The 25,682-nt window shown below is 61.9% G+C and carries 29 protein-coding genes; 9 read left to right on the top strand and 20 right to left on the bottom strand.

Going from position 1 to position 25,682, the window contains the following annotated elements; translation table 11 throughout:
- The first annotated feature begins 6 nt into the window (after nt 1-6).
- From ACYVHK_RS05650 to rbsD, 4 genes are read left to right on the top strand one after another with little or no spacing between them, the layout of a single operon-like run.
- The gene (locus tag ACYVHK_RS05650; RefSeq protein ID WP_460528505.1) at nt 7-972 is read left to right on the top strand and encodes an ABC transporter permease; all 966 of its coding nucleotides are present in this window, start codon (nt 7-9) and stop codon (nt 970-972) included.
- Nucleotides 969-1,988 (top strand): LacI family DNA-binding transcriptional regulator, encoded by a 1,020-nt coding sequence (locus ACYVHK_RS05645; protein ID WP_460528503.1) that lies wholly within the window; start codon nt 969-971, stop codon nt 1,986-1,988. Before ACYVHK_RS05650 ends, ACYVHK_RS05645 begins: the two co-directional genes overlap by 4 nt.
- A complete protein-coding gene (gene rbsK / locus ACYVHK_RS05640) occupies nt 1,985-2,938 on the top strand; it encodes a ribokinase (protein ID WP_460528501.1) in 954 nt (317 codons plus the stop codon). The genes ACYVHK_RS05645 and rbsK overlap by 4 nt, the downstream gene beginning before the upstream one ends.
- On the top strand, nt 2,935-3,330 hold the full coding sequence (rbsD, locus tag ACYVHK_RS05635) for a D-ribose pyranase (RefSeq protein ID WP_460528499.1): 396 nt from the start codon (nt 2,935-2,937) through the stop codon (nt 3,328-3,330). Before rbsK ends, rbsD begins: the two co-directional genes overlap by 4 nt.
- A 46-nt stretch (nt 3,331-3,376) precedes the next feature.
- On the opposite strand, the gene cydX is transcribed toward rbsD, so the two are convergent.
- From cydX to ACYVHK_RS05540, 19 genes are all read right to left on the bottom strand, one after another.
- Nucleotides 3,377-3,520 carry a cytochrome bd-I oxidase subunit CydX gene (gene cydX / locus ACYVHK_RS05630; RefSeq protein WP_460528497.1) on the bottom strand — a complete coding sequence of 48 codons (144 nt, stop codon included), beginning with the start codon at nt 3,518-3,520 and terminating at the stop codon, nt 3,377-3,379.
- Nucleotides 3,521-3,533: 13 nt separating this feature from the next.
- Nucleotides 3,534-4,670: a cytochrome d ubiquinol oxidase subunit II gene (gene cydB / locus ACYVHK_RS05625; RefSeq protein ID WP_460528495.1), complete on the bottom strand. Its 1,137-nt coding sequence runs from the start codon at nt 4,668-4,670 to the stop codon at nt 3,534-3,536.
- Between the two features lie 10 nt (nt 4,671-4,680).
- The gene (locus tag ACYVHK_RS05620) at nt 4,681-6,249 is read right to left on the bottom strand and encodes a cytochrome ubiquinol oxidase subunit I (protein WP_460528493.1); all 1,569 of its coding nucleotides are present in this window, start codon (nt 6,247-6,249) and stop codon (nt 4,681-4,683) included.
- The gene (gene cydP / locus ACYVHK_RS05615) at nt 6,233-6,493 is read right to left on the bottom strand and encodes a cytochrome oxidase putative small subunit CydP (protein WP_460528491.1); all 261 of its coding nucleotides are present in this window, start codon (nt 6,491-6,493) and stop codon (nt 6,233-6,235) included. Before cydP ends, ACYVHK_RS05620 begins: the two co-directional genes overlap by 17 nt.
- Before the next feature lie 3 nt (nt 6,494-6,496).
- On the bottom strand, nt 6,497-7,063 hold the full coding sequence (locus ACYVHK_RS05610) for a GbsR/MarR family transcriptional regulator (protein WP_460528489.1): 567 nt from the start codon (nt 7,061-7,063) through the stop codon (nt 6,497-6,499).
- Between the two features lie 110 nt (nt 7,064-7,173).
- Entirely contained in the window at nt 7,174-7,467 is a 294-nt protein-coding gene (locus tag ACYVHK_RS05605; protein WP_460528487.1) for a hypothetical protein, read from the bottom strand.
- Nucleotides 7,452-8,297 (bottom strand): aminotransferase class IV, encoded by an 846-nt coding sequence (pabC, locus tag ACYVHK_RS05600; protein ID WP_460528486.1) that lies wholly within the window; start codon nt 8,295-8,297, stop codon nt 7,452-7,454. The genes ACYVHK_RS05605 and pabC overlap by 16 nt, the downstream gene beginning before the upstream one ends.
- Nucleotides 8,294-9,079, bottom strand: a complete 786-nt coding sequence (locus ACYVHK_RS05595) for an alpha/beta hydrolase (RefSeq protein ID WP_460528484.1) — start codon at nt 9,077-9,079, stop codon at nt 8,294-8,296. The genes pabC and ACYVHK_RS05595 overlap by 4 nt, the downstream gene beginning before the upstream one ends.
- Nucleotides 9,080-9,109: 30 nt before the next feature.
- Nucleotides 9,110-10,408: an aminodeoxychorismate synthase component I gene (locus tag ACYVHK_RS05590; protein WP_460528482.1), complete on the bottom strand. Its 1,299-nt coding sequence runs from the start codon at nt 10,406-10,408 to the stop codon at nt 9,110-9,112.
- Nucleotides 10,409-10,474: 66 nt separating this feature from the next.
- Nucleotides 10,475-11,716: a beta-ketoacyl-ACP synthase II gene (fabF, locus tag ACYVHK_RS05585; protein WP_460528480.1), complete on the bottom strand. Its 1,242-nt coding sequence runs from the start codon at nt 11,714-11,716 to the stop codon at nt 10,475-10,477.
- A gap of 188 nt (nt 11,717-11,904) precedes the next feature.
- Nucleotides 11,905-12,144: an acyl carrier protein gene (gene acpP, locus ACYVHK_RS05580; RefSeq protein ID WP_331981653.1), complete on the bottom strand. Its 240-nt coding sequence runs from the start codon at nt 12,142-12,144 to the stop codon at nt 11,905-11,907.
- A 91-nt stretch (nt 12,145-12,235) separates the two neighbouring features.
- A complete protein-coding gene (fabG, locus tag ACYVHK_RS05575) occupies nt 12,236-12,979 on the bottom strand; it encodes a 3-oxoacyl-ACP reductase family protein (RefSeq protein WP_460528478.1) in 744 nt (247 codons plus the stop codon).
- A gap of 23 nt (nt 12,980-13,002) precedes the next feature.
- A complete protein-coding gene (locus ACYVHK_RS05570) occupies nt 13,003-13,284 on the bottom strand; it encodes a hypothetical protein (RefSeq protein ID WP_460528476.1) in 282 nt (93 codons plus the stop codon).
- Nucleotides 13,281-14,207 carry an ACP S-malonyltransferase gene (gene fabD / locus ACYVHK_RS05565; protein ID WP_460528474.1) on the bottom strand — a complete coding sequence of 309 codons (927 nt, stop codon included), beginning with the start codon at nt 14,205-14,207 and terminating at the stop codon, nt 13,281-13,283. Before fabD ends, ACYVHK_RS05570 begins: the two co-directional genes overlap by 4 nt.
- A gap of 16 nt (nt 14,208-14,223) precedes the next feature.
- Nucleotides 14,224-14,859, bottom strand: a complete 636-nt coding sequence (locus ACYVHK_RS05560; protein WP_460528472.1) for a glutathione S-transferase family protein — start codon at nt 14,857-14,859, stop codon at nt 14,224-14,226.
- 114 nt (nt 14,860-14,973) lie between these two features.
- Nucleotides 14,974-15,933 (bottom strand): beta-ketoacyl-ACP synthase III, encoded by a 960-nt coding sequence (locus ACYVHK_RS05555; RefSeq protein WP_460528469.1) that lies wholly within the window; start codon nt 15,931-15,933, stop codon nt 14,974-14,976.
- 122 nt (nt 15,934-16,055) lie between these two features.
- A complete protein-coding gene (plsX, locus tag ACYVHK_RS05550; protein WP_460528467.1) occupies nt 16,056-17,084 on the bottom strand; it encodes a phosphate acyltransferase in 1,029 nt (342 codons plus the stop codon).
- A 108-nt stretch (nt 17,085-17,192) separates the two neighbouring features.
- Entirely contained in the window at nt 17,193-17,372 is a 180-nt protein-coding gene (gene rpmF, locus ACYVHK_RS05545; RefSeq protein WP_099405109.1) for a 50S ribosomal protein L32, read from the bottom strand.
- Nucleotides 17,373-17,410: 38 nt separating this feature from the next.
- On the bottom strand, nt 17,411-17,959 hold the full coding sequence (locus ACYVHK_RS05540; protein ID WP_460528464.1) for a YceD family protein: 549 nt from the start codon (nt 17,957-17,959) through the stop codon (nt 17,411-17,413).
- 66 nt (nt 17,960-18,025) lie between these two features.
- Between ACYVHK_RS05540 and ACYVHK_RS05535 the strand changes: the two genes are divergently transcribed.
- From ACYVHK_RS05535 to ACYVHK_RS05515, 5 genes are all read left to right on the top strand, one after another.
- A complete protein-coding gene (locus ACYVHK_RS05535) occupies nt 18,026-18,610 on the top strand; it encodes a Maf family protein (protein ID WP_460528462.1) in 585 nt (194 codons plus the stop codon).
- Nucleotides 18,607-19,323: an SAM-dependent methyltransferase gene (locus ACYVHK_RS05530; RefSeq protein ID WP_460528460.1), complete on the top strand. Its 717-nt coding sequence runs from the start codon at nt 18,607-18,609 to the stop codon at nt 19,321-19,323. The genes ACYVHK_RS05535 and ACYVHK_RS05530 overlap by 4 nt, the downstream gene beginning before the upstream one ends.
- A gap of 22 nt (nt 19,324-19,345) precedes the next feature.
- Nucleotides 19,346-19,912: a LemA family protein gene (locus tag ACYVHK_RS05525; RefSeq protein WP_460528458.1), complete on the top strand. Its 567-nt coding sequence runs from the start codon at nt 19,346-19,348 to the stop codon at nt 19,910-19,912.
- 31 nt (nt 19,913-19,943) lie between these two features.
- Entirely contained in the window at nt 19,944-20,951 is a 1,008-nt protein-coding gene (locus ACYVHK_RS05520) for a GIDE domain-containing protein (RefSeq protein WP_460528456.1), read from the top strand.
- 76 nt (nt 20,952-21,027) lie between these two features.
- Nucleotides 21,028-22,641 (top strand): glutamine-dependent NAD(+) synthetase, encoded by a 1,614-nt coding sequence (locus tag ACYVHK_RS05515; RefSeq protein WP_460528454.1) that lies wholly within the window; start codon nt 21,028-21,030, stop codon nt 22,639-22,641.
- A 160-nt stretch (nt 22,642-22,801) separates the two neighbouring features.
- Here the strand turns inward: ACYVHK_RS05515 and ACYVHK_RS05510 are convergent, their stop codons facing one another.
- Nucleotides 22,802-25,555 carry a TonB-dependent receptor gene (locus ACYVHK_RS05510; RefSeq protein ID WP_460528452.1) on the bottom strand — a complete coding sequence of 918 codons (2,754 nt, stop codon included), beginning with the start codon at nt 25,553-25,555 and terminating at the stop codon, nt 22,802-22,804.
- Nucleotides 25,556-25,682 lie beyond the last annotated feature (127 nt).

The raw sequence follows: 25,682 nt of genomic DNA, 5'->3' as shown, positions 1-25,682 counted from the left end.
GACACGATGACAAACTCCAAACCCAACTGGCTACGCGCCACCTTCGGCAGCTATATCGGCTTCGTCCTGGCCATCGCGGCCATGATCGTGCTGTTTGGCACGCTCAGCGAATACTTCCTGACCGCCAGTACCTTCATCACCATTGCCAACGATATTCCGGCCATTGCGGTCATGGCCGTCGGCATGACCTTTGTCTTGATCATCGCCGGCATCGATCTCTCGGTGGGTTCGGTGATGGCCTTGGCGGGCGCCACGGTCGGCATTGCGATGACCCAGTGGGGCTGGCCGCTGCTGCCGGCCATGCTGCTGGCCATCCTGGTGGGCCTGCTGTGCGGTGCCCTGACCGGCAGTGTCAGCGTTGCCTGGCGCCTGCCCACCTTCATTGTGTCGCTGGGCATGCTGGAGATCGCCCGAGGCGGTGCTTACCTCGCCACCAACTCCCGCACCCAGTACATCGGTGGCGCCATCGACTGGCTCAGCGCTCCGCTGGTTGGCGGCATTTCACCGGCCTTCATGCTGGCCTTCCTGATCGTGATCGCCGGGCAGTTGCTGCTGACACGGACCGTGCTGGGTCGCTACATGATCGGCATCGGCACCAATGAGGAAGCCATGCGCCTCGCCGGCATCGATCCGCGTCCGATCAAGGTACTGGTCTTTGCGCTGACCGGCGCCTTGGCTGGCCTGGCGGGCGTATTCCAGACCTCGCGCCTGGAAGCGGCCGACCCCAATACCGGCGCCGGTATCGAACTGCAGGTCATCGCCGCCGTGGTGATCGGCGGTACCAGCCTGATGGGTGGCCGCGGTTCGGTGGTCAATACCTTCTTCGGCGTACTGATCATCTCGCTGCTGGAAGCCGGCCTTGCGCAGATCGGCGCCAGCGATCCGGCCAAGCGCATCGTCACCGGCTGCGTGATCATCGCGGCGGTGGTGCTTGATGGTTATCGCAGCCGTCGGCAGGCTCGCCGCGCATGAGCACGATGAAACAGGTGGCGGAACGGGCCGGGGTATCGGTCAGTTCGGTATCGCACGTGATCAACAACACCCGCTTTGTCAGCCCGGATGCACGCGCGCGCATCGAAGCGGCGATCAGCGAGCTGTCCTATGTGCCCAGCGCCGTCGCCCGTAGCCTGCGTCATGATGTGACGCACACGATCGGCATGCTGCTACCCAATAGCTCCAACCCCTACTTCGCCGAAGTGCTGCGCGAGATCGAGGCCCGCTGCTTCGCGGCCGGCTTCAACCTGATCCTGTGCAATACGGACGATGAGCCCAGCAAACAGGCCAGCTATCTGCGGGTATTGGTGGAGAAGCGGGTGGACGGCATCATCGTCGTCACCGCCGGCGAAGACGCCGACCTGCACCAGTTGCTGGCCGGGCTCAACCGCCCCCTGGTCCTGGTAGACCGCGAGATCGCAGGCGTGGACAGCGATCTGGTGGAAGTCGACCATGCCAGCGGCGCCATCCTTGCCACCCGCCACTTGACGGAACTGGGTCACCGGCGCGTCGCTTGCATTGCCGGCCCACAGGGGCTGGCCCCGAGCGACCAGCGTATTGCCGGCTGGCAGCAAGTCTGCCGGGAAGAAGACTTGCAAAAGGGTGACTGCCCGCTGCTGCATGCCGACTTTTCCAGCCAGGGCGGCTACGCTGCAATGAAGGCCCTGCTTGCCGAGCCGAGCCGCCCCAGCGCGGTCTTTGTCGCCAACGACCTGATGGCCATCGGCGTGCTGTGTGCCGTGCACGAGGCCAATCTGCGGGTGCCGGAGGACCTGTCGGTGATCGGCTTTGACGACATCGAGCTGGCGGCTTTCAGCAGCCCGCCGCTCAGCACGGTTGCCCAACCAAAGGCCGAGCTGGGCCGATTGACCACCGAACTGCTGTTCGAACGTATCCAGGCCAGGCGAGAGACGCCGGCCCGTCGCATCCTGCAGGCCGAGCTCCGCCTGCGGCAATCCACGGCACCGTACCAACCTGCGAAGTCCACATCATGAACCAGCCTCAACACAAGACGATCTGCGTACTGGGCAGCCTGAACATGGACCTGGTCATGCGCCTGCCACGTGTCCCCGACGCCGGCGAGACACTGATCGGCCATCAGTTCAATACCTATGGCGGCGGCAAGGGTGCCAACCAGGCCATGGCCTGCGCCAAGCTCGGTGCACGCGCCTCTATGGTGGGCCGGCTGGGCAAGGATGATTTCGGCCGGGCCTTGCACGGCGCGCTGGTGGACGCCGGTGTGGATACCCAGGAACTGAAGCTGCTCGATACGGTGGAAACCGGCGTCGCCATGATCATGGTGGACGACGCGGCACAGAACCGAATTGTGTTGGCGCAGGGCGCCAACCTGCACATCAAGCCGGCCGATATTGCAGCCCGACCCGATCTGATCGAGCAGGCCAGTCTGCTGATCTGTCAGCTGGAAATCCCGCTGGAAACCAACCAGTACGCGATCGGCCATGCGCATGCCCGGGGCGTGCCGGTGCTGCTTAACCCGGCCCCCGCTAGGGCCTTGCCGGCCGACTTGCTGGCCAAGGTCAGCTATCTGGTCCCCAACGAGACCGAGGCCAGCCTGCTGACAGGCGTACCGGTGATCGACCTCGCCAGCGCCGCCATGGCTGCTCGCCAGTTGCGCGACATGGGCTGCGAGCATGTGCTGATCACGCTGGGCGCGCAGGGGGTGCTGATTGCCGACACCCTGGGCATACGGCATTGGCCAGCCTTGCAGGTACAGGCCGTGGACACCACGGCAGCCGGCGATACCTTTATCGGCGGCCTGGCAACGGGGCTGGCAGAGGGACTGTCGCTGGACCAGGCTGCCCAGCTGGGCATGTGCGCCGCAGCGGTAAGCGTGACCCGCCCCGGCGCCCAGCCCGCCCTGCCCTATCGGCATGAACTGGCTGCCTACCCTTATCAGGCCACCTGGCTGGAGCAAACCCCATGAAACGTACCACCTTGCTCAATAGCGCCTTATCGGAAGTTATCGCCACACTGGGCCATGGCGACATGCTGGTGATCGGCGATGCTGGCCTGCCTATCCCGGCCGGGCCGCAACGTATCGATCTGGCCATCACCCGTGATCTACCGCGTTTTATGGAGGTGCTGGAGGTGGTGTTGAGCGAGATGCAGGTAGAAAGTGCGGTGGTGGCCAGCGAACTGAAGGATCGCAATCCGACGGTCGCAGCACGGATACCAACCCTGCTGGGCAAGACGCCGGTGGAAGCCATGTCGCACGAGGATTTCAAGCAGTTGACGCGATCGGCACGGGCCGTGGTGCGAACAGGTGAGTGTTCGCCGTACGCAAATATCATCTTGCGGGCCGGGGTGGTGTTCTAGCCAACAAAAAACGCAGCGATATGCTGCGTTTTTTGTTGGGAGCTGCTCAGCGGCGAAAGCGCTCGAAGCGGCGGCGGGTTTCGTCTTCGTCGCGGCTACCGAAGGCGTAGTGCGCCTCCAGCCACATGACGTTGATCACACCGAAGGCGAGCGCCAGGCCCAGGCCCAATATCCAGGTGAAGTACCACATCGGTCTGTCCTTTCTAGTAAGCGGTATGCGTATCGCGGCGGATGGCTTCGACCGTGACCGGGCCACGCATGACGCGATAGACCCAGGCGGTGTAGGTCAGCACGATGGGCAGGAAGACCGCGACCACGATCAGCATCACGCCCAGGGTCTTGTGGCTCGATACGGCATCCCAGACCGTGAGGCTGCTCTGGGCATCGAGACTGGATGGCAGGACAAAGGGGAACAGCGACAGGCCGGCGGTAGCCAGCACGCTGACCACCGTCGTGCTGCTGGCCAGAAAGCTCGGCCAGCGCCAGCCGCGCCAGGCGGAAAGGCTGGTAAACAGCGCAGCGACGATGCCAGCCGTCGGGAGCAGCCATAACCAGGTCCAGTGGCCATAATTGGCAAGCCAGCCACCAGGGGCCACCGAGACGGTTTTCTGGAAGGGCGTGAGTGCCTGATCCACATTGCCGACCGAAGCCAGCACCAGACCATCCATGCGACCGAGCCAGACACCACCCAGCGCGAACAGGGTGGCCAGTACGATACCGAGGAAGGTGACAAAGCGTCGGCTACGCTGCCAGACAGCGGCTTCTGTCCGCAGGACCAGCAAGGCGCCACCGTGGAGTGCCAGCAGGGTCGCCGACACCACGCCGCAGAACAGGCCGAAGACATTGAGCTGCTGCCAGAGACCGCCACCGTAACTGACCCTTAAACTGTCATCGAACTTGAAGGGCAGGCCGAGGAACAGGTTGCCGATCGCCACGCCGAATACCAATGCAGGCACCAGCCCGCCGACGAACAGGCCCCAGTCCCAGAAGCTGCGCCAGCGCGGGTCAGGCAGCTTGCTGCGATAATCGAAGCCGACTGGGCGCAGGAACAGCGCGCAAAGCGTGAGGACCAGCGCCATGTAGAACACCGAGAAGCCGGCCGCATAGACCAGCGGCCAGGCAGCGAACACAGCGCCGCCACCGAGCACCAGCCAGACCTGGTTGCCTTCCCAAGTGGGGCCGACCACGTTGATGGCGACCCGGCGTTCTTCGTCATTGCGGCCGACGAAGGGCAGCAGCATGGCCACCCCCATGTCGAAGCCATCCATCAGGGCGAAGCCGATCAGCAGCACCGCCACCAGCGCCCACCAGATGAGCTTGAGTGTTTCATAGTCGAGCATGGTCATCTCCTCAGGCGTGGGCCGTGGCGGCGGTTTCGCCGTGATAGCGGCCGGTAGACAGGCTGGCTGGCCCCAGGCGGATGTATTTGAGCATCAGGAACATCTCGACCACGAACAGGGCGGCGTAGATGCTGCAGATGCCGATCAGGCTGAACCAGACCTGGCTGGCATCGAGACTGGAGGCGGACATGGCTGTCGGCAGGATGCCACTGATGCTCCAGGGCTGGCGGCCGTGCTCGGCCACGAACCAGCCCATTTCGATCGCCACCCAGGGTAGCGGGATGGACAGTACGCACAGCTTGAGCAGCCAGCGCTGCGGTGCCAGGCGCTTGCGGATCAGGAACCAGAAGCTGGCTGCAAAGACGAACAGAAACAGCATGCCCAGCCCGACCATGATGCGGAAAGCCCAGAACAGCGGCGCCACATTGGGGATGGTGTCTTCCACCGCCTGGGCAATCTGCGTCTCGCTGGCATCCACTACCTTGGCGGTGTACTTCTTGAGCAAGAGGCCAAAGCCCAGGTCGGCCTTGTGTGCTTCAAACTGCTGTTTGACGGCGTCCGATTCGTCGCCAGCCTTGAGGCGGGTCAGGGCGTCATAGGCCACCATGCCGCTGCGGATGCGCAGCTCGTGTTCCTTCTTCAGATCCTTGATGCCCGTCACCGGCTTGTCGACGCTACGGGTGGCGATCAGCCCCAGCACGTAGGGAATCTTGACGGCATAGTCGGTGCGCTCTTCCTTCTGGTTGGGCAGACCAAACAGCGTGATGCCGGCCGGGGCTGGATGGGTTTCCCACTCCGCCTCGATGGCGGCCAGCTTGACCTTCTGTACTTCGCCGGTGGTGTAGCCCGACTCATCCCCGAGCACGATCACCGACAGCGACGACGCCAAGCCGAAACCCGCGGCCACGGCAAAAGAACGGATGGCGAAGCCGGTATCGCGCGCCTTCAGCAGATAGAAAGCCGAGATGCCGAGCACGAACATGGCGCCACAGACATAGCCTGCCGCAACCGTGTGCACGAACTTGGACTGCGCGACCGGATTGAAGAACACCTCGGTCAGGCTGGTCAGCTCCATGCGCATGGTGTGGTAGTTGAACTCCGCCCCGACCGGATTCTGCATCCAGCCATTGGCGATCAATATCCACAGCGCAGAGAGGTTGGTGCCGAGCGCGAGCAGCGAAGTCACCATCAGGTGCTTAACCCGCGACAACCGGTCCCAGCCAAAGAAGAACAGACCGACGAAGGTCGATTCCAGGAAGAAGGCCATGATGCCTTCGATGGCCAGCGGCACGCCGAAGATATCGCCGACATAGTGAGAGTAGTAGGCCCAGTTGGTACCGAACTGGAATTCCAACGTGAGGCCGGTGGCCACGCCCATGGCGAAGTTGATGCCGAACAGCTTGCCCCAGAAACGGGTCATGTCCTTGTAGACCTGTTGTCCGGTCATAACATAGACCGCCTCGCAGATCACCAGTATCCAGCTCAGGCCCAGCGTGAGCGGTACGAACAGGAAGTGGAACATCGCCGTCAGCGCGAACTGCAGGCGCGACAGGTTGACCACGTCATCGGGGGAGATCATTTGCTTGCTCCGGGGAAGGTGAAACAGGGGCGGACTTGCCGCCGAAGAACTGCTGCTCAATGCGCTCCGGCGCGACCCGCATATGGGGTGCCAGTGGCTGGCTGAACCAGAGCTGCTTGGCGAAATAGAGCAGCAGGACTTTCAGAAAGACGATCAGGCTCAGCTCCAGCCACAGGCGGGGCCGGCTACGAAGCCGACGCCAGAGGCAAGTGAGCGAACCGGCAGAGGCAGGCTGTTCCGGCATGGGCTAGAGGCCCCCGTCGGTATCGCGGCCGCCGAACTTGAGCTTGTCGGCAAACTCGAGCACCTTTTGTACCTTGGCACCCAGTTGCATCAGGCGGATGACGGTCTCCGGCGACAGGCGCTGAACGTCATCCAGCCAACCGGTGGTGAGTTCGATCAGCCCATGCATCTCGCGCATGCGGGCCTGTGCGATCTTGTCCGCTTCGCTATCCGGATTTTCGAGCAAGGCCTCGCGCAGCATCGAGAGCGTGGGTTCGATCTCACGGCGGCGACGCTCTTCCATCAGCACCCGGAAAATATCCCAGACATCCTTGGGCGGCTCGAAGTAGTCGCGCCGGTCTCCCGGCAGGTGGACCAGCTTCACCAGTCGCCAGGCTTGCAGCTCCTTGATGCCAATGCCGACATTGGAGCGGGAGAAGGCCAGCGTCTCACCGATGTCGTCCGCACAGAGCGGTCTTCCGCTGATGAAGAGCAGCGCGTAGATCTGCCCTACGGTACGGTTTACCCCCCAGCGGGAGCCCATTTCACCAAAGTGCAGGACAAAGCGTTCGGCCAGCGGCGTCAGATTCATTTGTTCAATTTCCAGTATTTTCTGGAAATTTAAACATTTCTAACCTTTGTGGCAAGCCCGGACATAAACAAAGCCGGCAGCATGCCGGCTTTGATTTTCGTCAAAAGACGTTATTTTTGCAGTCGCAAGCAGTATTTGTCGTAATCGTCGGCGATCTTCAGCTGCTTCTTTTCCATCTTCTCCTTATCCCAAGGCTGCACCATGCCCATGCGTTTGCGCTTTTCCATGATGGTCAGCTCTTCCACATATTTCTCGCAGCGCTCACGCTCCTTGCCCTGCAAGTGCTCGTAGAAGATCGGCGTGTACTTATCCGGCAGGATGATGGGCTCCGGCTTGGGAGCGGGCTTGCTGGCGGCGCTTACCGCGACGGACAGGACAGACAACAGAATCAGGCGGCCGAGCATGGATGACTTTCCTTGCGGGAGATCGAATCGATAGCTGCATGCAATTGCCGCGCCAGGCTGAAGTCCTGCCATCGCCGAGCGCCCAGGGTAGCCACCGGCACCACACCTGCCAGGCTATTGCTGAGCAGGACGGCATCGGCCGCCAGCAAGCGCTCCCTGCCAAAACTTGTCAGTTCCTGCCGCAGTCCGGCCTGCTCGGCTACCTCAAGCAGCAAGCTGCGCATGACCCCGGCCACGCCGCAATCGGTCAGCGGGTGGGTCAGCAGGCGCTGGCCTTCAACGATGAAGAGATTGCTCATCACCCCCTCCACCACCTCGTCCCGGCTGTTGAACATCAGCCCGTCGAACAGGGCGGGGTCATCCCATTCGCGGCGCGCCAGCACCTGCTCCAGCCGGTTCAGGTGCTTGACGCCCGCCAGGGCAGGCTGGATGCCCAGCAGGCTGTCGCATAGCCGGACCGCCACGCCTTGCGCCCGCAGGGTATCGCCATAGGCTGGCAAGGGGCCGCTTTGCACGATACGAGTGACCGGTGCCGCCGGATCGCAGGCATAGCCACGCCGCCCGGGACCGCGGGTCACGGTCAGCTTGATCACGGCATCGGCGGCACCGAGCCGGGCGATATCGTTCAGCCAGGCCGCCTCGGCCGGACAGGACAGGCCGAGTACCGAACAATCGGCCGCCAGTTTGGCATAGTGGCGCGGCCAGGCCAGTAAACGACCATCCACGGCTTTGAGGGTGCGGAACACACCGTCTCCATAGGCCAGTCCCCGGTCGGTCACGCTGACCGTATCCAGGCCAAGGCCATTCACCAGGACATGCCTGTCGCTCACGGTATGAGCACCGACTGCACGAAATCAGCCGCCACCGTCACGGCGAGGTCGATATTGCGCTCGCTCTGCGCCTCCGCGGCCTTGTCCCCGACAGCACCGACATGGAAGCTGTGATTGCCGCCCAGCACACTGACACGAACGCTGCGGCCGGCACTACCGGCGTACTGGTACAGCACCGGACTGTAGCAATAGGGGTCCTGCTCGCCGGCGATCAGCGCCAGCGGGCGGGCTTCGGCAGCAAGATCGGGATAGTTACTGTTCATCTGCGCGACCACCACGCCGCCATCCTCCTGGCTGCTGCAGACTGGCGTCAGCAATAGTCCGCCACTCAGGGCAGGCTCCGCCGTCAGCAAGCGCCATGTCACCAGGCTGCCGAGCGACTTGCCGCCAGCCATGATGCGCTTGGGATCAAAGCGGGCGTCCTGTCGGGCATGGCCCAGGACAGCCTGCATGTCTTCCACCTCGGTGGCGAGATCCTGCGCCGGCTCGCCGCGCTGGGGTTGTTGGGTGTAATAGGCCCAGTTGAAGCGCAGCACGGCGACGCCGCGATCACGCAAACTCGCGGACAGGCGCTCCAGCAACGGCATCTGCATGTGATATCCCTGGCCGGGTGCCAGGATCAGAACCGGAAAAGGCCCCGCCCCTTCCGGTATGTCCTGCAGCACCGACAGGGCAGCACCGCGCGGGGTGGTGATGGCAATGGGTTCAGCACCGGCCGCCAGCGTCATGCCAGCGGCCAGCATGGGGGCAAGCAACGCTTGCTTGGGGGATACCAGGGACATGCCGCATCCTCTTGTCTGTAAACCCCTACTCTATTGCGCAACCCCCAGCGCCCGCAACAGGCCGCGGGCCTTGGCGCGCGTCTCATTCAGTTCGCGCTCTGGATCGCTATCCGCCACGATGCCGGCGCCGGCCCGGAAATACAGCCGGTCACCGTCCTGCATGAAGGTACGGATCAGGATATTGAGGTCCATGGAACCATCCAGGTTGATATAGCCCAGGCTGCCGGTATACGCCCGCCGCGGCCGGTCCTCCAGTTCACGGATGATCTGCATGCAGCGCACCTTGGGGCAACCGGTGATCGTACCGCCCGGAAACAGCGCGCGCACCACGTCCGCTACGTGCAGGCCGGGACGGATCTGGCAACTGACAGTGGATTCGATATGGTGCACATAGGTGTAGCTGGTCACATCCATCAGGGCATCGACCTTGACCGTGCCTGGTACAGCAATACGACCAAGGTCGTTGCGCTCCAGGTCGATCAGCATGATGTGCTCGGCCCGCTCCTTGGTGGATTCGATCAGGCGCTGCTTCTGCCGCGCATCCTCGGCCGGATCTGCCGAGCGCGGGTGGGTTCCGGCGATCGGCCGGGTTTCCACCTTGCCGGCGCGGTCGATCCGCGCCAGGCGCTCGGGGGATGAGCTGACGATGGCCTGGCCATTGCCAAAATCCAGATAGGCCGAGAAGGGAGCGGGATTGGCCCTTCGCAGTTGCGCGAACAGGTCCAGCGGCCCGGCGCCATCGGCCAGTCTGGCATCCCAGCCACGCGAGAGATTGACCTGGAAAACATCACCTTCGCGGATATAGTCCTTGCAGCGCAAGGTACCCGCCAGGAAGGCGGCGGGGTCATCTTCGCTCAGGTCCGCCAGCGTGATCGCCGCACCGACGTACTCGGGGACGGCTGCCAGCAACTGCTGCAGGCGGACGAGCTGCGCCGGTGTCTCGGCCATCAGCACGCTACGACCCGTACCGCGCTCCTGCAGTATGGCCGCCGGGACCCGGGCCAGCAGGCCCAGCGGAAAGGCCTGGTCGTCGCGTGCGGCCACGGTGTGCTCGAGCGTCTCCAGCCATTCGTAACCTAGATAGGTGAACCAGCCACCGCTGAACGGCAGCCCTGAGGGCTCAGCCTGGGGCGCCACCGCGATGGCGGCCAGATCATCGAACAGGGCTTGGCCTTCATGTGCGCCGTAGATGCGCACCGATTGCGGCAGGGCAAACAGCACATCCCAGCCGGTATCGCCGGCCGACAGCAGCAGGTAGGGGAAATCGGCCGGGTAGGCCGATGCCAGCGCCAGCAGATCTGGCGTGGTGGGAAGCGATAAGGTAGGCATCGCGCAGCAGACAAAATAAACGCCGCGCAGTCTCCCGCGCGGCGTCTCTCTTGGCAAGCCCGGATATCAGACGCGTTTGAATACCAGCGTGCCGTTGGTACCGCCAAAACCGAAGGAGTTGGAGATCGCCACATTGATCTTCATGTCACGCGCCGTATTGGCAACGTAGTCGAGATCGCAGCCAGCCTCGATGTCCTGCTCGAAGATATTGATCGTCGGCGGGCTCTTCTGGTCACGAATGGCCAGTACCGAGTAGACGGCCTCCACCCCACCGGCGCCGCCCAGCAAGTGGCCGGTCATCGACTTGGTGGAATTGACGGCCAGTTTCTTCGCATGGTCGCCAAACGCTATCTTGAGGGCATTGGTCTCGTTGGCATCGCCCAGGGGGGTCGACGTGCCATGCGCGTTGACGTAGTCGACCTCGTCGGCGTTGATGCCGGCGTCGCGCAAGGCGTTGACCACGCCACGGGCCGGGCCTTCTGCACTCGGTGCGGTGATGTGGTAGGCGTCGGAGCTCATGCCAAAGCCGGCCAGCTCGGCGTAGATCTTGGCACCGCGCTTGACCGCATGTTCGTACTCTTCGAGCACCAGCACGCCAGCACCCTCGCCCATTACAAAGCCATCGCGCCCCTTGTCCCAGGGACGGGACGACGTGGCGGGATCGTCATTGCGGGTCGACATGGCCTTCATGGCAGCAAAGCCACCGATGCCGAGGCGCGCAATGGCGCCTTCGGAGCCACCGGCCACCATGATGTCGGCGTCGCCGTACTGGATCATGCGGGCACCGTCGCCAATGCAGTGCGCACCGGTGGTACAGGCCGACACGATGCCGTAGGTTGGACCCTGGTAGCCCTTGATGATGGACACGTGACCCGCGATCAGGTTGATCAGCGAACCGGGGATGAAGAAGGGGCCGATCTTGCGGGGGCCGCCTTCCATCAGGTCGACACCGGTTTCCTCGATCAATGGCAGACCACCGATACCGGAGCCGATATTGACACCCACGCGGGTCTTGTCGAGACCGGGCACGTCGTCCAGGCCCGAGTCCTTGATCGCATCCAGCGCGGCCGCTATGCCGTAATGGATGAAGCGATCCATCCGTCGTGCGTCTTTGGCCGAGATGTACTGGGTGATATCGAAATCGCGCACTTCACCAGCGATCTGGCAAGCCAGGTCGCTCGCATCAAACCGGGTAATAGTGCCGATGCCACTCTTGCCAGCCAGCAAGTTGGCCCAGCCGGTGCTGACATCGTTACCAACGGGAGAGATATGGCCCAGGCCAGTAACGACAACTCTGCGTTTGGACATGAAAGTTCCTAATCAGGACAGATAGTGCGCAGCTTAAACGGCCCGCGTGACAACACTATCAATCTGAGACTCAAACAAGCAACCGATCAAATTGACCGGCAGATGCAACAAGACCCCGCCACGATGCCATCGTGTCGGGGTCCCGTATTCCAGAGAGCCTTGCCTAACAAGGGTTGGCTCACTGCGACTTACTTGCCCAGGTGACCCTTGACGTAGTCGATAGCCAGCTGAACAGTGGTGATCTTTTCGGCTTCTTCATCCGGAATTTCGCACTCGAACTCTTCTTCGAGCGCCATCACGAGTTCAACGGTGTCGAGGGAGTCGGCGCCCAGGTCTTCAACAAAAGACGATTCGGCCTTGATATCGGCTTCGTTGACGCCCAGTTGCTCGGCGACGATCTTCTTCACGCGTTGTTCGATATTTTCCATTCTTGAACCCAAACCTTTCGTGTTGGATGGTCAAAAGCGCCCGCATTTTAGCAAAAAACACGGCGCGCAAGTAAAAGGGTAAATTCCCTAATTAATTCATGTACATACCACCATTTACGTGCAGGGTGTTACCCGTCACGTAGGCGGCTTTGTCACCAGAAAGGAAGGAAACCGCGTCGGCGATCTCCTGCGGCTGACCCAGCCGCTCAAGCGGAATCTGGCTCAACAGCTTCTGTTTGTAGTCGTCCGCCAGGCTCTTGGTCATGTCGGTATTGATAAAACCTGGCGCAACGCAGTTAACCGTAATGTTGCGGCTACCCACCTCGCGTGCAAGAGAGCGGGTGAAACCCATCATGCCAGCCTTGGCGGCCGCGTAGTTGGTCTGACCAGCAGAACCGGACGCCCCAACGACCGAGGCGATGCTGATGATGCGCCCCCAGCGGGCCTTCATCATGCCACGCAGAACGGCTTTCGACAGGCGGTAGACCGAGCGCAGGTTGGTATCCATGACGGCATCCCAATCCTCTTCCTTCATGCGCATCAGCAACTGGTCACGGGTAATGCCGGCATTGTTGACCAGCACCAGCACCGGGCCGTAGGCCTTCTCCACCGTCTCGAGCGCCGCATCCACCGCGGCGGTGTCGTTGACGTCGAGCGCCAGCCCGATGCCATTGAAACCCTGCTCCTTCAGGTAGCTGGAGATCGCCTCCGCCCCCGTCTCGCTGGTCGCGGTGCCGATCACGATCGCCCCGTCACGTGCGAGCGTCTCGGCAATCGCCCGGCCTATGCCGCGCGATGCACCTGTCACCAATGCTACTTTGCCCTGCAGGGACATACGTCGTCTCCCTTACTCAAAAATCATTCGATCGCAAAACGCCAGATCAGCGACGCAAGCCACAAGCCGCCGCCTGCCATCTGCAAGCCCAGCGGCCAGCCCCTGGCGGTACTGAAGTCGGCGTCCATGTACTGCCCCAATCGACCCAGCGCATACAGGCCAAACCCCGCACCAGCCGACAAGGACCAGACCGGCCCGCCCTGCAGGCCGTCTGCAATGCGGCTGATGGCCAGCAACAGGGCCACCGGCACGAACACCCTGTCCATCCAGCGCATGCGCTGGAACGCCAGGATCACACGATTCACAGCATGGCCTTGAGCGTATCGAACGCGGCCGGCTCGGTCAGCGCCACCGCCTGCAAGCCATCGACGATGCGCTTGTTCAGGCCGGCCAGCACCTTGCCAGGGCCACATTCGGCCACCACGCTGACACCGTCGGCAGACAGCTTCTGGATGGTTTCCACCCAGCGTACCGGGCTGTACAGCTGGCGCGCCAGGGCGTCCTTGATCTGCGAGGCGTCGGTATAGGCTGCGACGTCAGCGTTATGGATGACGGCGATCGTCGGCGTCTTGATCTCGACCTGCGCCAACGCTGCGGCAAGCTTTTCGGCCGCCGGCTTCATCAGGGCGCAATGGGACGGCACGGACACCGGCAAGGGCAAGGCGCGCTTGGCGCCACGGGCTTTACAGGCCTCGCAGGCGCGGGCCACGGCATCCTTGCTACCGGCAATCACGACCTGGCCCGGCGAATTGAAGTTCACCGCCTCGACCACCTCGCCCTGCGCGGCTTCGGCACAGGCGGCGCGGATGGCATCGTCATCCAGGCCCAGGATGGCGGCCATGCCGCCCTGCCCCTCGGGCACCGCGGCCTGCATGGCCTCGGCACGCAGGCGCACCAGCTTGATCGCATCCTTGAAATCAAGCGCACCCGCAGCCACCAGTGCCGAGTATTCACCCAGGCTGTGGCCTGCGAGCAGATCCGGCTGACGACCGCCCTGTGCCAGCCAGGCGCGGTAGGTTGCCACGCCGGCGACCAGCATGGCCGGCTGCGTGTTGATGGTGGCGTTCAGAGCCTCCACCGGGCCGGCGGCGATCATTGCAGCCAGATCGAAGCCCAGCGCTTCACGCGCCTCCTGCAGGGTGTCCTGCACGACCTTCAGCTCCGCAAAGGCGTTGAGCATGCCAACGGCTTGGGAGCCCTGGCCTGGAAATACAAAGGCAAAACTCATCGATAACTCCTCCGTCTCAACCCCGCGCTGCGCGTGCTGCATCCTGATCGGCGCGCACTTTAGCGTAGGCAGGGCGATGTTTCAGTTGTTCGAGATAGTCGGCAATCGGCAAGGCGGCGAGCCAATCCCTGCCGTAGACCTTGCTACCAATGCGGCTGATCAGCGGGAAATGCTCAGCGGCCGCGCAATCGGCCAGGGTGTATTGATCCCCGGCTATCCAAGGCGAAAACTGGGCAACCCGCCCCAGGGACGCCACGCCGCGCTCCAGTTGGCGAGCGACTTCATCCTTTACGGCGTCCGCCACCGGCGCGCCAAACAGCACGTGCGGTAACAACCGGCGGGCAACCAGTTCGACATCCTGCTCCAGAATCTGGATCAGTTCGCGCACCTTGGCACGGGCGATCGGGTCCGAAGGCAGCAAGGGCGTATCCGAGTAGCACTCTTCCAGGTACTCCAGGGCAGCTTGCGACTCGCAGAAGCGACCACCCTCCACCTCGAAGTACGGCACCTTGCCGGTAGGGCATTGTTGCAGGTAGGACGCGTCCTGGGACGGCGCTACCGGCACTTCCTCGAAGGACACACCCTTTTCCAGCAAGGCCAGCTTGACCTTGTTGTAGTAGTTCGAGAACGGCGAACCGTATAGCTTGAACATGACGGCCTCCCGCAGTTCGGCGACGTTATAGAAAAATGCGCGCGGATAGTACCCCTCATGCGCAAGAACTACTAGCAAGCAGGCGCTTGTTTGACGAACAAGACCCGCCAGCGCCTACCAGCGCAGCAGCGCCGAGCCCCAGGCAAAGCCACCGCCGATACCTTCCAGCATCATCAGCTCACCCTTCTTGAAGCGCCCCGCACGGGCCGCCTCATCCAGCGCCAGCGGAATGGAGGCCGCCGAGGTATTGCCGTGCCGATCAAGCGTAATCACCACCTTGTCCATGCTAAGACCCAGGTGCTTGGCGGTCGATTCGATAATGCGCAGATTGGCCTGATGCGGCACCAGCCAGCTGAGCTCGCTCTGCGGCAACCCAGCCGCCTCCAGCGTTTCGCTGGCCAGCTCCGCCAACGCCTTGACCGCAAACTTGAATACCGCCGGGCCATCCATGTGCAGGAAGGGCTTACCTTGCACGTCACCGTGCATGATGCTGGCCGGCGTGGTCAGGATATGCCGGTAGCGGCCATCCGCCTTGAGCTTGGTGGTGATGATGCCCGGCTCGTCGGATGCCTTGAGCACCACGGCGCCAGCACCGTCACCGAACAGCACGCAGGTGGCCCGATCCTCCCAGTCCAGAATGCGGGAAAAGACTTCGGCACCAACCACCAATGCCGTTTTGGCCATGCCACCACGTACAAACTGGTCCGCCGTGGCGAGCGCATAGACAAAACCGGCGCAGACCGCCTGCACGTCAAAGGCGGGGCAGCCATGCACGCCGAGCTTGTCCTGCAGGATGCAGGCGGTGCCAGGGAACACCACATCCGGCGTGGTGGTGGCGACGATGATCAGATCAATCTCGTCGGCCGTGACACCCGCCATCTCCATGGCGGCGAGGCTGGCCTTGAGCGCCAGATCGCTAGTCAGCTCATCCGGCGCTGCAATACGACGCTCACGGATGCCGGTACGGCTGACGATCCACTCATCACTGGTCTCGACCTGCTGAGCCAGCTCGGCATTGCTAAGGATACGGGCAGGCAGGTAGCTGCCGGTGCCGGCGATACGGGAATACTGCACTTCGGTCTCTCCATCCGCCGCACGGAGGCGACGTTACACTTGGGGAACGCCCGGACGGGACATAGCCGTCCGGATCATGAATCAGACAGGAGCAAACTCCTTGTCACAGGGAAGACGGGGACTCAGGCCTCTGCGGCCTCGCTGACCCTGGCATGGTCCGCCATGCTCTCGGTAATGCGATGCAGCACCCCCGAACGCGCTTCCTCCAGCGCTTGTTCGAGTGCGCAATAGAACGCAAACCGATCGGCACCACCGTGGCTCTTCACCACGATGCCGCGCAGACCCAGCAGGCTTGCACCGTTGTAGCGACGCGGATCCATGCGGTTCTTGAAGCTGATCAGGACCGGGCTTGCGACCATGGCAATCAGCTTGCGCCACCAGCTCTTGAAGAATTCCTCCTTCAGGAACTCGGTCAGCATCTTGGCCAGACCTTCGGACGCCTTCAGTACCACATTGCCGACGAAGCCATCGCAGACCACCACATCGACGGTGCCCTTGTAGATGTCGTTACCTTCCACGTTGCCCTGGAAGTTCAGCCGCGATGCCTTGAACAGCTCGGACGCTTCCTTGACCGTCTCGTTGCCCTTGATATCTTCCGAGCCGATATTGAGCAAGCCGACCGTTGGCCTGTCCTTGTGCTGCAGAGCACTGTACAGCATGGCCCCCATGACGCCGAACTGATAGAGCTGCTCGGGGGTGGAGTCGACATTGGCGCCGAGATCCAGCACGCAACTGGCACCGCGCATGGTCGGCAGCATCTTGGCGATCGCCGGCCGTTCGATGCCGGGCAGCATCTTCAATACAAAGCGGGCCGTCGCCATCAGCGCGCCGGTGTTACCGGCCGATACGCAGGCATGCGCCTCCCCGGTCTTCACCAGGTTTATCGCCACCCGCATGGACGAATCCTTCTTGTTCTTCAGCGCCAGTTGCGGCGCCTCATCCATGGCGACCACCTCGCTGGCGTGGTGGATGCGCAGGCGCGGCCCCACCTTGGCGTGCCGGGCCCGCAGTTCCGCCTCGATGGCATCCTGCAAGCCGACCAGCACCACATTGACATCGGGGTGGGCCTTGAGAAACTTGAGCGCGGCCGGCACGGTGACATGCGCACCGTGGTCGCCGCCCATTGCATCGATAGAGACTGTGATTTCCATGCAGGGAGCTTACGAGCTACAACGATTAGCGCCAAGCGCTAGCTTGAAACAAAAAGGCGCGCCCCCGTGGGAGCGCGCCTTGGCATTGCTTGCCGAAGCAAAGGACAATTACTCGCCCTTGGCCTTGACTACGCGACGACCACGGTAGAAGCCGTTCGGGCTGATGTGGTGACGCAGGTGTGCTTCGCCGGTGCTTGGCTCAACGGCCAGAGCGGGGGCGGTCAGAAAGTCGTGGGCGCGATGCATGCCGCGCTTGGACGGGGATTTTTTGTTCTGTTGAACGGCCATGGTTGTGCTCCTGAATCAAACTCGAAAATAACAAAAACTTAGTGTTCGCCGCGCTGCAACTTGCCTTTGAAATCCGCCAGCACGGCAAACGGGTTCGGCTTTTTCGGCACATCGGCCGTATCTGCCACCACCTGCGACTCGCACTCTTCATGCGTAGCCGCATAGGGCAACGACAGCAAAATCTCGTCCTCTATCAGGCCCAGCAGACTGAACTCGGGTTCAATCAGCAAGCCTTCCAGCTCATCATCCTCGGCATCAGCCGCTTCCAGCCTGGCTTCATCCACAAACAACGTGAAATGCGTCGCCACATCCAGATCAAACGCCACCGGCTTCAAGCAACGCTGGCACTTCAGCTGGACATGACCGGTAATCCCCAAGTCCAGCGTATAACGCCGATACTTGTCACTACCACCTACCAAGGCAAACTCCACCGCTTCGCCGGACAGCACTTCTGACGCCACGCGGGGCAGATCGGCTACTGCCAATTGGCCACGCAGGGTTCTTTTCAGCCGCGCAAATTCAGCGTTATCGAAGGTGAGGTTGGACATAAACGGCGGATGATATACTCCACACCCTTGAATCGTCAATCATATCTAGCCTTTGGGAACTGCCGTACAACACGGTGATCACCCTTGGGCCAAGCGACATCCTCCATGCCCACACCCACCCTGATACTCGGATCCACCTCGCGCTATCGGCGTGAACTGCTCAGCCGCCTTGGTTTGCCATTCGAAGTTGCCGCGCCCGATTGTGACGAGACGCCGTTACCCGGTGAGTCTGCCGCACAAACCGCAAGCCGGCTCGCCCGCATGAAGGCGCAGTCGCTCGCTGAACGCTTTCCCGCCGCATTGATCATCGGCTCGGACCAGGTCGCACTACTGAACGGCGAGCAACTGGGAAAACCCGGCGACTACCCTCGCGCCTTCGCACAGCTCACCGCCATGCGCGGCCAGACTATCGTCTTCCATACCGCGCTTGCCTTATATAACAGTGGCACGGGCCACACCCAGGAAGTGGTGGTTCCCTGGCGCGTCACCATGCGCGACTATAGCGATGCCGAGATCGATACCTATCTGCGCCGCGAGGAACCCTATGATTGCGCCGGTAGCGCCAAGACCGAAGGGTTGGGCGTCGCGATGATCGAACAGATGGAGGGCAGTGACCCGGCCGCCATCATCGGCCTGCCATTGATCGAACTTTGCCGCATGCTGCGAGAAGAAGGCTACCCACTGCTATGAGTCTCGGCACCCTCTACCTGGTCCCCGCCCCGCTGGGTGACAGCCCGCTCGACGCCATCCTTCCCCTGGAGGTCCGCGCCATTGCAAACCGTATCAACCACTGGGTCGTCGAGAACGCCAAGACCGCCCGGCGCTTTCTGAAGCTCTATGGCCCAGAGCGGATGATGGCGGATCTCGCCATGCAGGAATTGAACGAGCATACCAAGGATAGCGAGCTGGCAGCCTTGCTCGCACCGTTGCTGGCGGGCCAATCTGTCGGCTTGATCTCCGAGGCTGGCTGCCCCGGCGTCGCCGACCCTGGCGCAAACCTGGTCCGCCTGGCACACAGCCGCGGCATCCGGGTCGTACCGTTGGTCGGCCCCTCCTCGATCCTGCTGGCCCTGATGGCCTCCGGCGCCAGTGGCCAGCGCTTCCGCTTTCATGGCTATCTACCGGTCGAAGCCGGCCCGCGCCTCGAGCGGCTTCGGGAACTGGAGCGTGACTCCGCCAAGCTCGATGAAGCGCAGCTGTTCATCGAGACCCCCTACCGCAACGACGCGATGGTGGACGCCGTCTTGCAGGCCTGCCGCCCGACCACCCAGTTGACGGTCGCACGCGATCTCAGCTGCGCGGAGGAACTGGTCGTCTCGCAGCCGCTGACCAACTGGAAAAGCCTGCCTCGACCAGAACTGAAGAAGCGCCCCGCCATGTTTGTGCTTTATGCTGGCAAATAAGTACTGAACCGGAACCCGCCTCATGCCCTTACTGATCCTGCTCGCCATCCTGACCCTGGCCCTGATCTACCTGGTGATGCTCTACAACCAGCTGGTTGCCATCAAGCACAACGTCTTCAAGTCCTGGTCCAATATCGACGTATTGCTCAAGCAGCGGCATGACGAATTGCCCAAGCTGATCGAAACCTGCAAGCAGTACGGCCAGTTCGAGCAGGCTACGCTGACCCGCGTCATGGAAGCACGTGCAGCAGTCTCCAGCGCGCGGGAGCTGCAGGACATCGGCCAGTTGGGGCAGGCGGAAACCCGGCTGCGGGCCAGCCTGGGTAACCTGATCGCCACCGTCGAAGCCTATCCGGAGCTGAAGGCCAACGAACACTACCAGCACCTGATCCTGCGGATCACCGGCCTGGAAGATGCCATTGCCGACCGGCGCGAGTTCTACAACGAAGTCGTCAACGTCAACAATGTCCGCATCGAGCAGTTCCCGGACGTATTACTGGCCAAGCTGTTTGCCTTCCCCTCGGCCCAGCCGCTGCAGTTTGCCAGCGATGAAAAGCGCGACGTGGACGTGAAGTCGCTCTTCAACTGATTCCTGTGCCGACCCCGCTTGCCGCTGCACGATGCGCCACCTGCTAAGACAGTACTGGTGGCGGTTACTGACCTCGTTTGGCTGGTTGCCGCTGCTCTATATCGCCCTGCACCTGGATACCCTGCTCTTCAAGAGCGTGTTGGCATTGGCCTGCCTGCTCGGCCTATGGGCATGGACCAGCCATTGGCGACGCTACCGGGCCATTGCCGACACCCCTACGTCACGCCTGGCCTCCGCTGCGCAAGGCTATGTCGAACTGTTCGGGCGTGGGCGCAATACGGGTCAGGCCGCCATCTCCCCGCTTACCGGCCTGCCCTGCCTGTGGTATCGCTTCGAACGGCTGGGCAAGACCCGACGTAGCCAACTGGTCCAGCTATCGCAATCAGCCAAGCTTGGCCAGACACCCCGCTGGACGTTTAATCAAGGTACCTGGCTCAGGCACAGCGGCCAGAGCGACGCCCCTTTCCTGCTGGAAGATGGCAGCGGCACGGTGCGCATAGACCCGCGCCGCGCCGAAGTCTTTACCAGCCGTTACAGCGAGCATGTCCAGGATGGTTACCGCTATGGGGAGTGGTTGCTGCTGGAGCATGACCAGCTCTATGTATTGGGAGAACTGGTCAGCCACCGTGGCGCAGACCATATCCAGAACCAGCGCGCGGATATTGCGGCCAAACTGGCCGAATGGAAGGCCGATCCCACCGCGCTACTGGCCCGCTACGACCGGAATGGCGACGGGGAGCTCAGCCTGGAAGAGTGGGAACTGGCCCGCGCCGATGCCGCACATGAAGTCGCGGCGGAATACCGCGCGCAATCGGTCGCTCCCGTCAGTCACGCCTTGCGACGACCGCATGACGGACGCCCGTTCCTGATTGCCAACCAGGCGCCGGAACTGCTCGCCAACCGGCATCGTTACTGGGCCTGGCTGCAATTGCTGATCGCACTCGCGGCCGGCGGCTGCCTGCTGTGGTCCAGCCTTTCCCCACCAGACTGGTTGCACCCCGCCATCGAGTTTCACGCCGAAGCGCCCGACGACGAGTAGAATCGCAACCCTGTTCACGGTGCGGCAACCTCCCGGTTGTCGCACCGCATCACCATCGCACCAGGCTTACCTCATCATGAAAATCGCTGTCGCCCAGTTCAACGCCGTTGTTGGCGATCTCGCCGGCAATACCGATCAGATTCTCGAACTGATCAAGGAAGCGCGTGCCAACAAGGCCGATATCCTGCTGGTACCGGAGTTGAGCATCGCCGGTTACCCGCCGGAAGACCTGCTGCTGCGTACCAGCTTTTACCTGGCCTGCAACGAACAACTGGACCGCCTGCTGGATGCCGCGGACGACGTGACCCTGGTCGTCGGCCACCCCATGCAGCTCGGCACCGAGCGCTTCAACATGGTGACGGTCATGCGCGACGGCCACATCCTGGCGCGCGGCCAGAAGATGGTGCTACCGAACAACGAAGTATTCGACGAATGCCGCTACTTCACCCCTGGCGCCGCGCCCTGCGTCTACGAGCAGCGTTGTCATGACGGTAGTGTCGTGACGGTCGGCGTGCCGATCTGTGAGGATATCTGGCACGTGGAGCCAGCTTCCGAAGCGGCCGAGATGGGCGCGCAGCTCCTGCTGGTGCCCAACGCATCGCCCTATCACGTCGGCAAGGAAGGCGTCCGGCAGGAGATCGTTCGGCAGCGCATCGAAGAAACCCAGCTACCCGTGGTGTATTGCAACTGGGTCGGCGGTCAGGACGAGCTGGTGTTCGATGGAGGCAGCTTCGCCATGAGTCGCAGTGGCGAACTGGTCGCGCAACTGCCAAGCTTCGAGACCGCGACCGCCTACCTGGAGTTCCAGGATGGCGATATCCAGCCGGGCAGCGTCGCGCCTCAGCGCACGACGGAAGCGTCGGTCTACGACGCGCTGACGCTGGCAACGCGCGACTACATCCTGAAGAATGGCTTTCCCGGCGTGATAATCGGCCTGTCTGGCGGCATCGATTCGGCGCTGACCCTGGCGATTGCCGTCGACGCCCTAGGGGCCGACAAGGTACGGGCCGTGATGATGCCGACCCGCTATACCGCCCAGATCAGCCTCGATGACTCGCGCGAGATGATCAAGCGGCTGGGTGTGCAGTACGACGAGATCAACATCGAACCCTTGTTCGAGCAGTTCACCGCGACGCTCGCACCGCAGTTCGCTGGTCTGCCGGTGGATGCGACCGAGGAGAACCTGCAAAGCCGTATTCGTGGCGTGATCCTGATGGCGCTCTCCAACAAGAGCGGCCGGCTGGTGCTGACCACCGGTAACAAGTCCGAGATGACCACGGGCTATGCCACGCTGTATGGCGACATGGCAGGTGGCTATGCGGTCCTCAAGGATATCGCCAAGACCCTGGTCTACCGGCTTTGCCACTATCGCAACAGCGTGTCCGACGCCATCCCCGAGCGCATCATCACCCGCCCACCGTCGGCCGAGCTACGTGACAACCAGGTCGATCAGGACAGCCTGCCGCCTTACGACATACTCGACGCCATCATGGAACGTTATGTCGAACGCAATGAATCGATTGCCGACATCATCCGCGCCGGTTTCGAGGAAAAAGATGTGATGCGGGTGGTCAAGCTATTGAAGGTCAATGAATACAAGCGACGGCAAGCGGCGGTCGGCGCACGCATCACGCCCCGTAGTTTCGGCAAGGACTGGCGCTATCCGATTACCAATCGCTTCTTGCGCTAGAACCTGCCCACCCGTCACGACACAGTCAAACGCCCTCCTAATATAGAGGGCGTTTGACTTGATAGCAGCCTGACGCAAACCGACATGAAAAAACCCCAGGGCATAACCCTGGGGTTCTTAATCAACACCCCGATGCAGGCTGGGGCGCTATACGTTCCGCTTAGAAGAACTTGTAGCTGGCAGATACGTAGGCGAAACGAGCACGTGGGTCGTACTGCGTCACGTCGTAACCATACTGGAACTGGTTGCTGACCGGAATGAACAGCGGCGGTTCCTTGTCGAACACGTTACGCACGCCAACGCCCAGCTTCAGGTTCTTGATACCCTTGTAGCTCAGGTTGACGTCATACAGAGCCTGGCTAGGAACACGATGCGGGTCATCGTTCAGATCGTGGCCATCCTGGTAGCCCAGGTAGAAGTTCTGAGCGATACCGCCCGACCATGCACCTTGGGTCCAGTTAGCAGCCAGCGTGTGCTTCCAGCGCAGAATCACGCCGCCGTTCTGAGCGCCGAGTACCGGAGCGCCAGTTTCGTCAACAATGGTACCGACCTTGTGCGAAATCTGACCGCCAGGGCTGGTCTGATCGTACTTGGACATGTAGGTACCGGACAGATTCACGTCCAGACGGCCAGGGCCGAAGCGCTGGTTGAAGTTCAGGTCGAGGTCGACACCGTTGACCTTGGCTTCGCCGGTGTTCTGGGTCAGCTGGATGATGGAGGTCACGTCGTTGTTGGCATCCACCTTCACCAGGCCAGCGTAGGCTGCATCGCCAGCGCGGAAGCGCGAAACGATTTCCTGTGCCGACGGGGTCGCCAGGATTTCCTTCACCTTGATGTGGAAGAAATCAACGCTGGCGTTGAAGTTGGCCGAAGGGGCGAACACGAAGCCGAAGCTGTACTGGTCAGACTTCTCCGGCTTCAGGTTCGGGTTACCACCGGTGAGGGCGTTAACCTGAATGTCCTGAGCGCCAGTACCCGGATCGGTGAACTGCTCGGAGGTACCCAGCGATTGCGGCTGCCACAGGTCGGTCAGCGTCGGAGCGCGGAAGCCGGTACCGACCGAACCGCGAACCAGGAAGCTCTTGACCGGCTGGAAGCGGAAGCTGGCCTTGTAGTTGGTCGAACCACCGACGTCGTCGTAATGGTCGTTACGAACCGCCAGCGTACCTTCCAGGGTCGACAGGATAGGCACGTTCAATTCGCCGAAGAAGGCCGTTACCTTGCGGCTCTTGTCGACCGGAGGAACGCTACCACCCAGACCGGCGATGTCGCCAGAGCCGAGCGCGGCGCTCGGGCTGGTGGTGTAGTCTTCCTTGCGTGCCTGGAAGCCGGCAGCGTAAGCCACGGTGCCATCGCCCAGAGAGAACAGCTCGCCACCGATCTTACCGTCAGCCACGGTGCTCTTGGACTTGGCCTTGAGCGTATCACCAGTGTAGGCGGAAGCCTGCAGCTTCGCCAACAAAGCAGGATCACCGAGACCGTCAGCAGCCCATGGATTCCAGCTGTTGGTGTCGTTAATAATCTTGGCGTATTGAACCTGCGAGAAGTAACCAGCCAGCGCTTTGCTGGCGCCCTTGCTCTCATTGGACGACAGAGCGAACTCGTAATCGGTCGCACCGAACGTACCCTTCACACCCAGCACACCACGGGTTTGTTCGTTCTTGCTGAAGTCCGAACGACCACCGAAGCCCAGCGTACGCGAGGTAACGGCCAGTGTTTGGCCAACCAGGTTGCCGCGGCCGATCGACTGCAGGTATGCGGCAGCCTTGGCGTAGTTCGGATTGCTTGGCTTGAGCAGCAGAGCAGCGTCCACGCCAGAACCGTTAAAAGCCGAGTCAGTTTCCAGGAAGCTGGCGCGCAGCGGGTTAGCCTGATAGCTCTGAGTAATCTTGCTTTGCGAGTACAGCAGGTCGCCAAACAGGGTGGCGTTATCGGTCAGCTTGAAGTTGAAGTTACCAGTGAAACTGGCCAACTCGCTCTTCGGGATCAGGCCAACAGCAGGAGCGCTATCGTACTGGCAGTACTTACCGCCCTTGCTGGTATTGCCAGCCAGGAACATGCTTTGCGATTCGCAAGCATTGGTCGCGGCCAAGGGGTTACCGTAACCCGATGCAGGCGAGGTGCCCCACAGCGTAGCAGAGCGGCCGACGCCCTCAATCCAGACGCCTTCGATGTTGCCCTGGCCCGTAGCACTGTTGGTGAAGAACGGGGGCTTGTTACCGGTCTTGGAGAAGTCACGATCAGAGGCACGCAACGTGTCTTGCTTTTCATACGTTGCTGCAGCGGTCACGTTGTAGCCATCGGTGTCGAGGCTACCGAAACCGGCAACAATGTTGACCTTGTTGTTGTCGCCACCACCGCTACGGGTCGGCGCGCCGGAAGTCGCGCCGATTTCCAGGCCTTGGTAGTTCTTGGTCAGGATGAAGTTGACCACACCGGCAACGGCGTCAGAACCGTAAACACCCGATGCGCCGTCCTTCAGCACTTCGATACGCTCAATCGCGGCAACAGGGATGGAGTTAACGTTAACCGTTGCGCCACCGCCGCCAGCAAAGGCAGCAATGCGGCGGCCGTTGACCAGCACCAGCGTGCGGGCAGCTTCCAGGCCACGCAGGGAGATCGACGACAGACCGTAGGTCGACGTACCGGCGCCAGTGGCGTTCACCGTAGCACCAGCGGAGGAAATGGCGGAGATGGTGGCCAGCAGCTCTTCAGTGCTGGTAGCACCGGTGCGGGCGATCTCGTCCTTGGTTACCACTTGAACGGGCAGCGCGCCTTCCTTCTGGATGCGCTTGATGCTGGAACCCGTGATTTCAATCTTCTCAACCTTCTGAGCTTCGTCCGCAGCGTAAACATTTGCTACGCCAGCAATACCCAGAATGCTGATGGCGTAAGCCAGTTGCTTCATTCTCATCAGAGAATCTCCCCGTTGATGCGTCGGTGAAAGGTGTCGAGCGGTGCCTGTAGGACCGTCGCCACCCCAAAATTACGCCGGTAAGGCGCGATCAAGTCTGGAAGGGCGGAGCCCATTTCGTGGTGCC

This window comes from Chitinimonas naiadis (assembly GCF_054780835.1).
The sequence above is the reverse complement of the archived record's forward strand: the minus strand, read 5'-3'. Positions and strand labels throughout refer to the sequence as shown.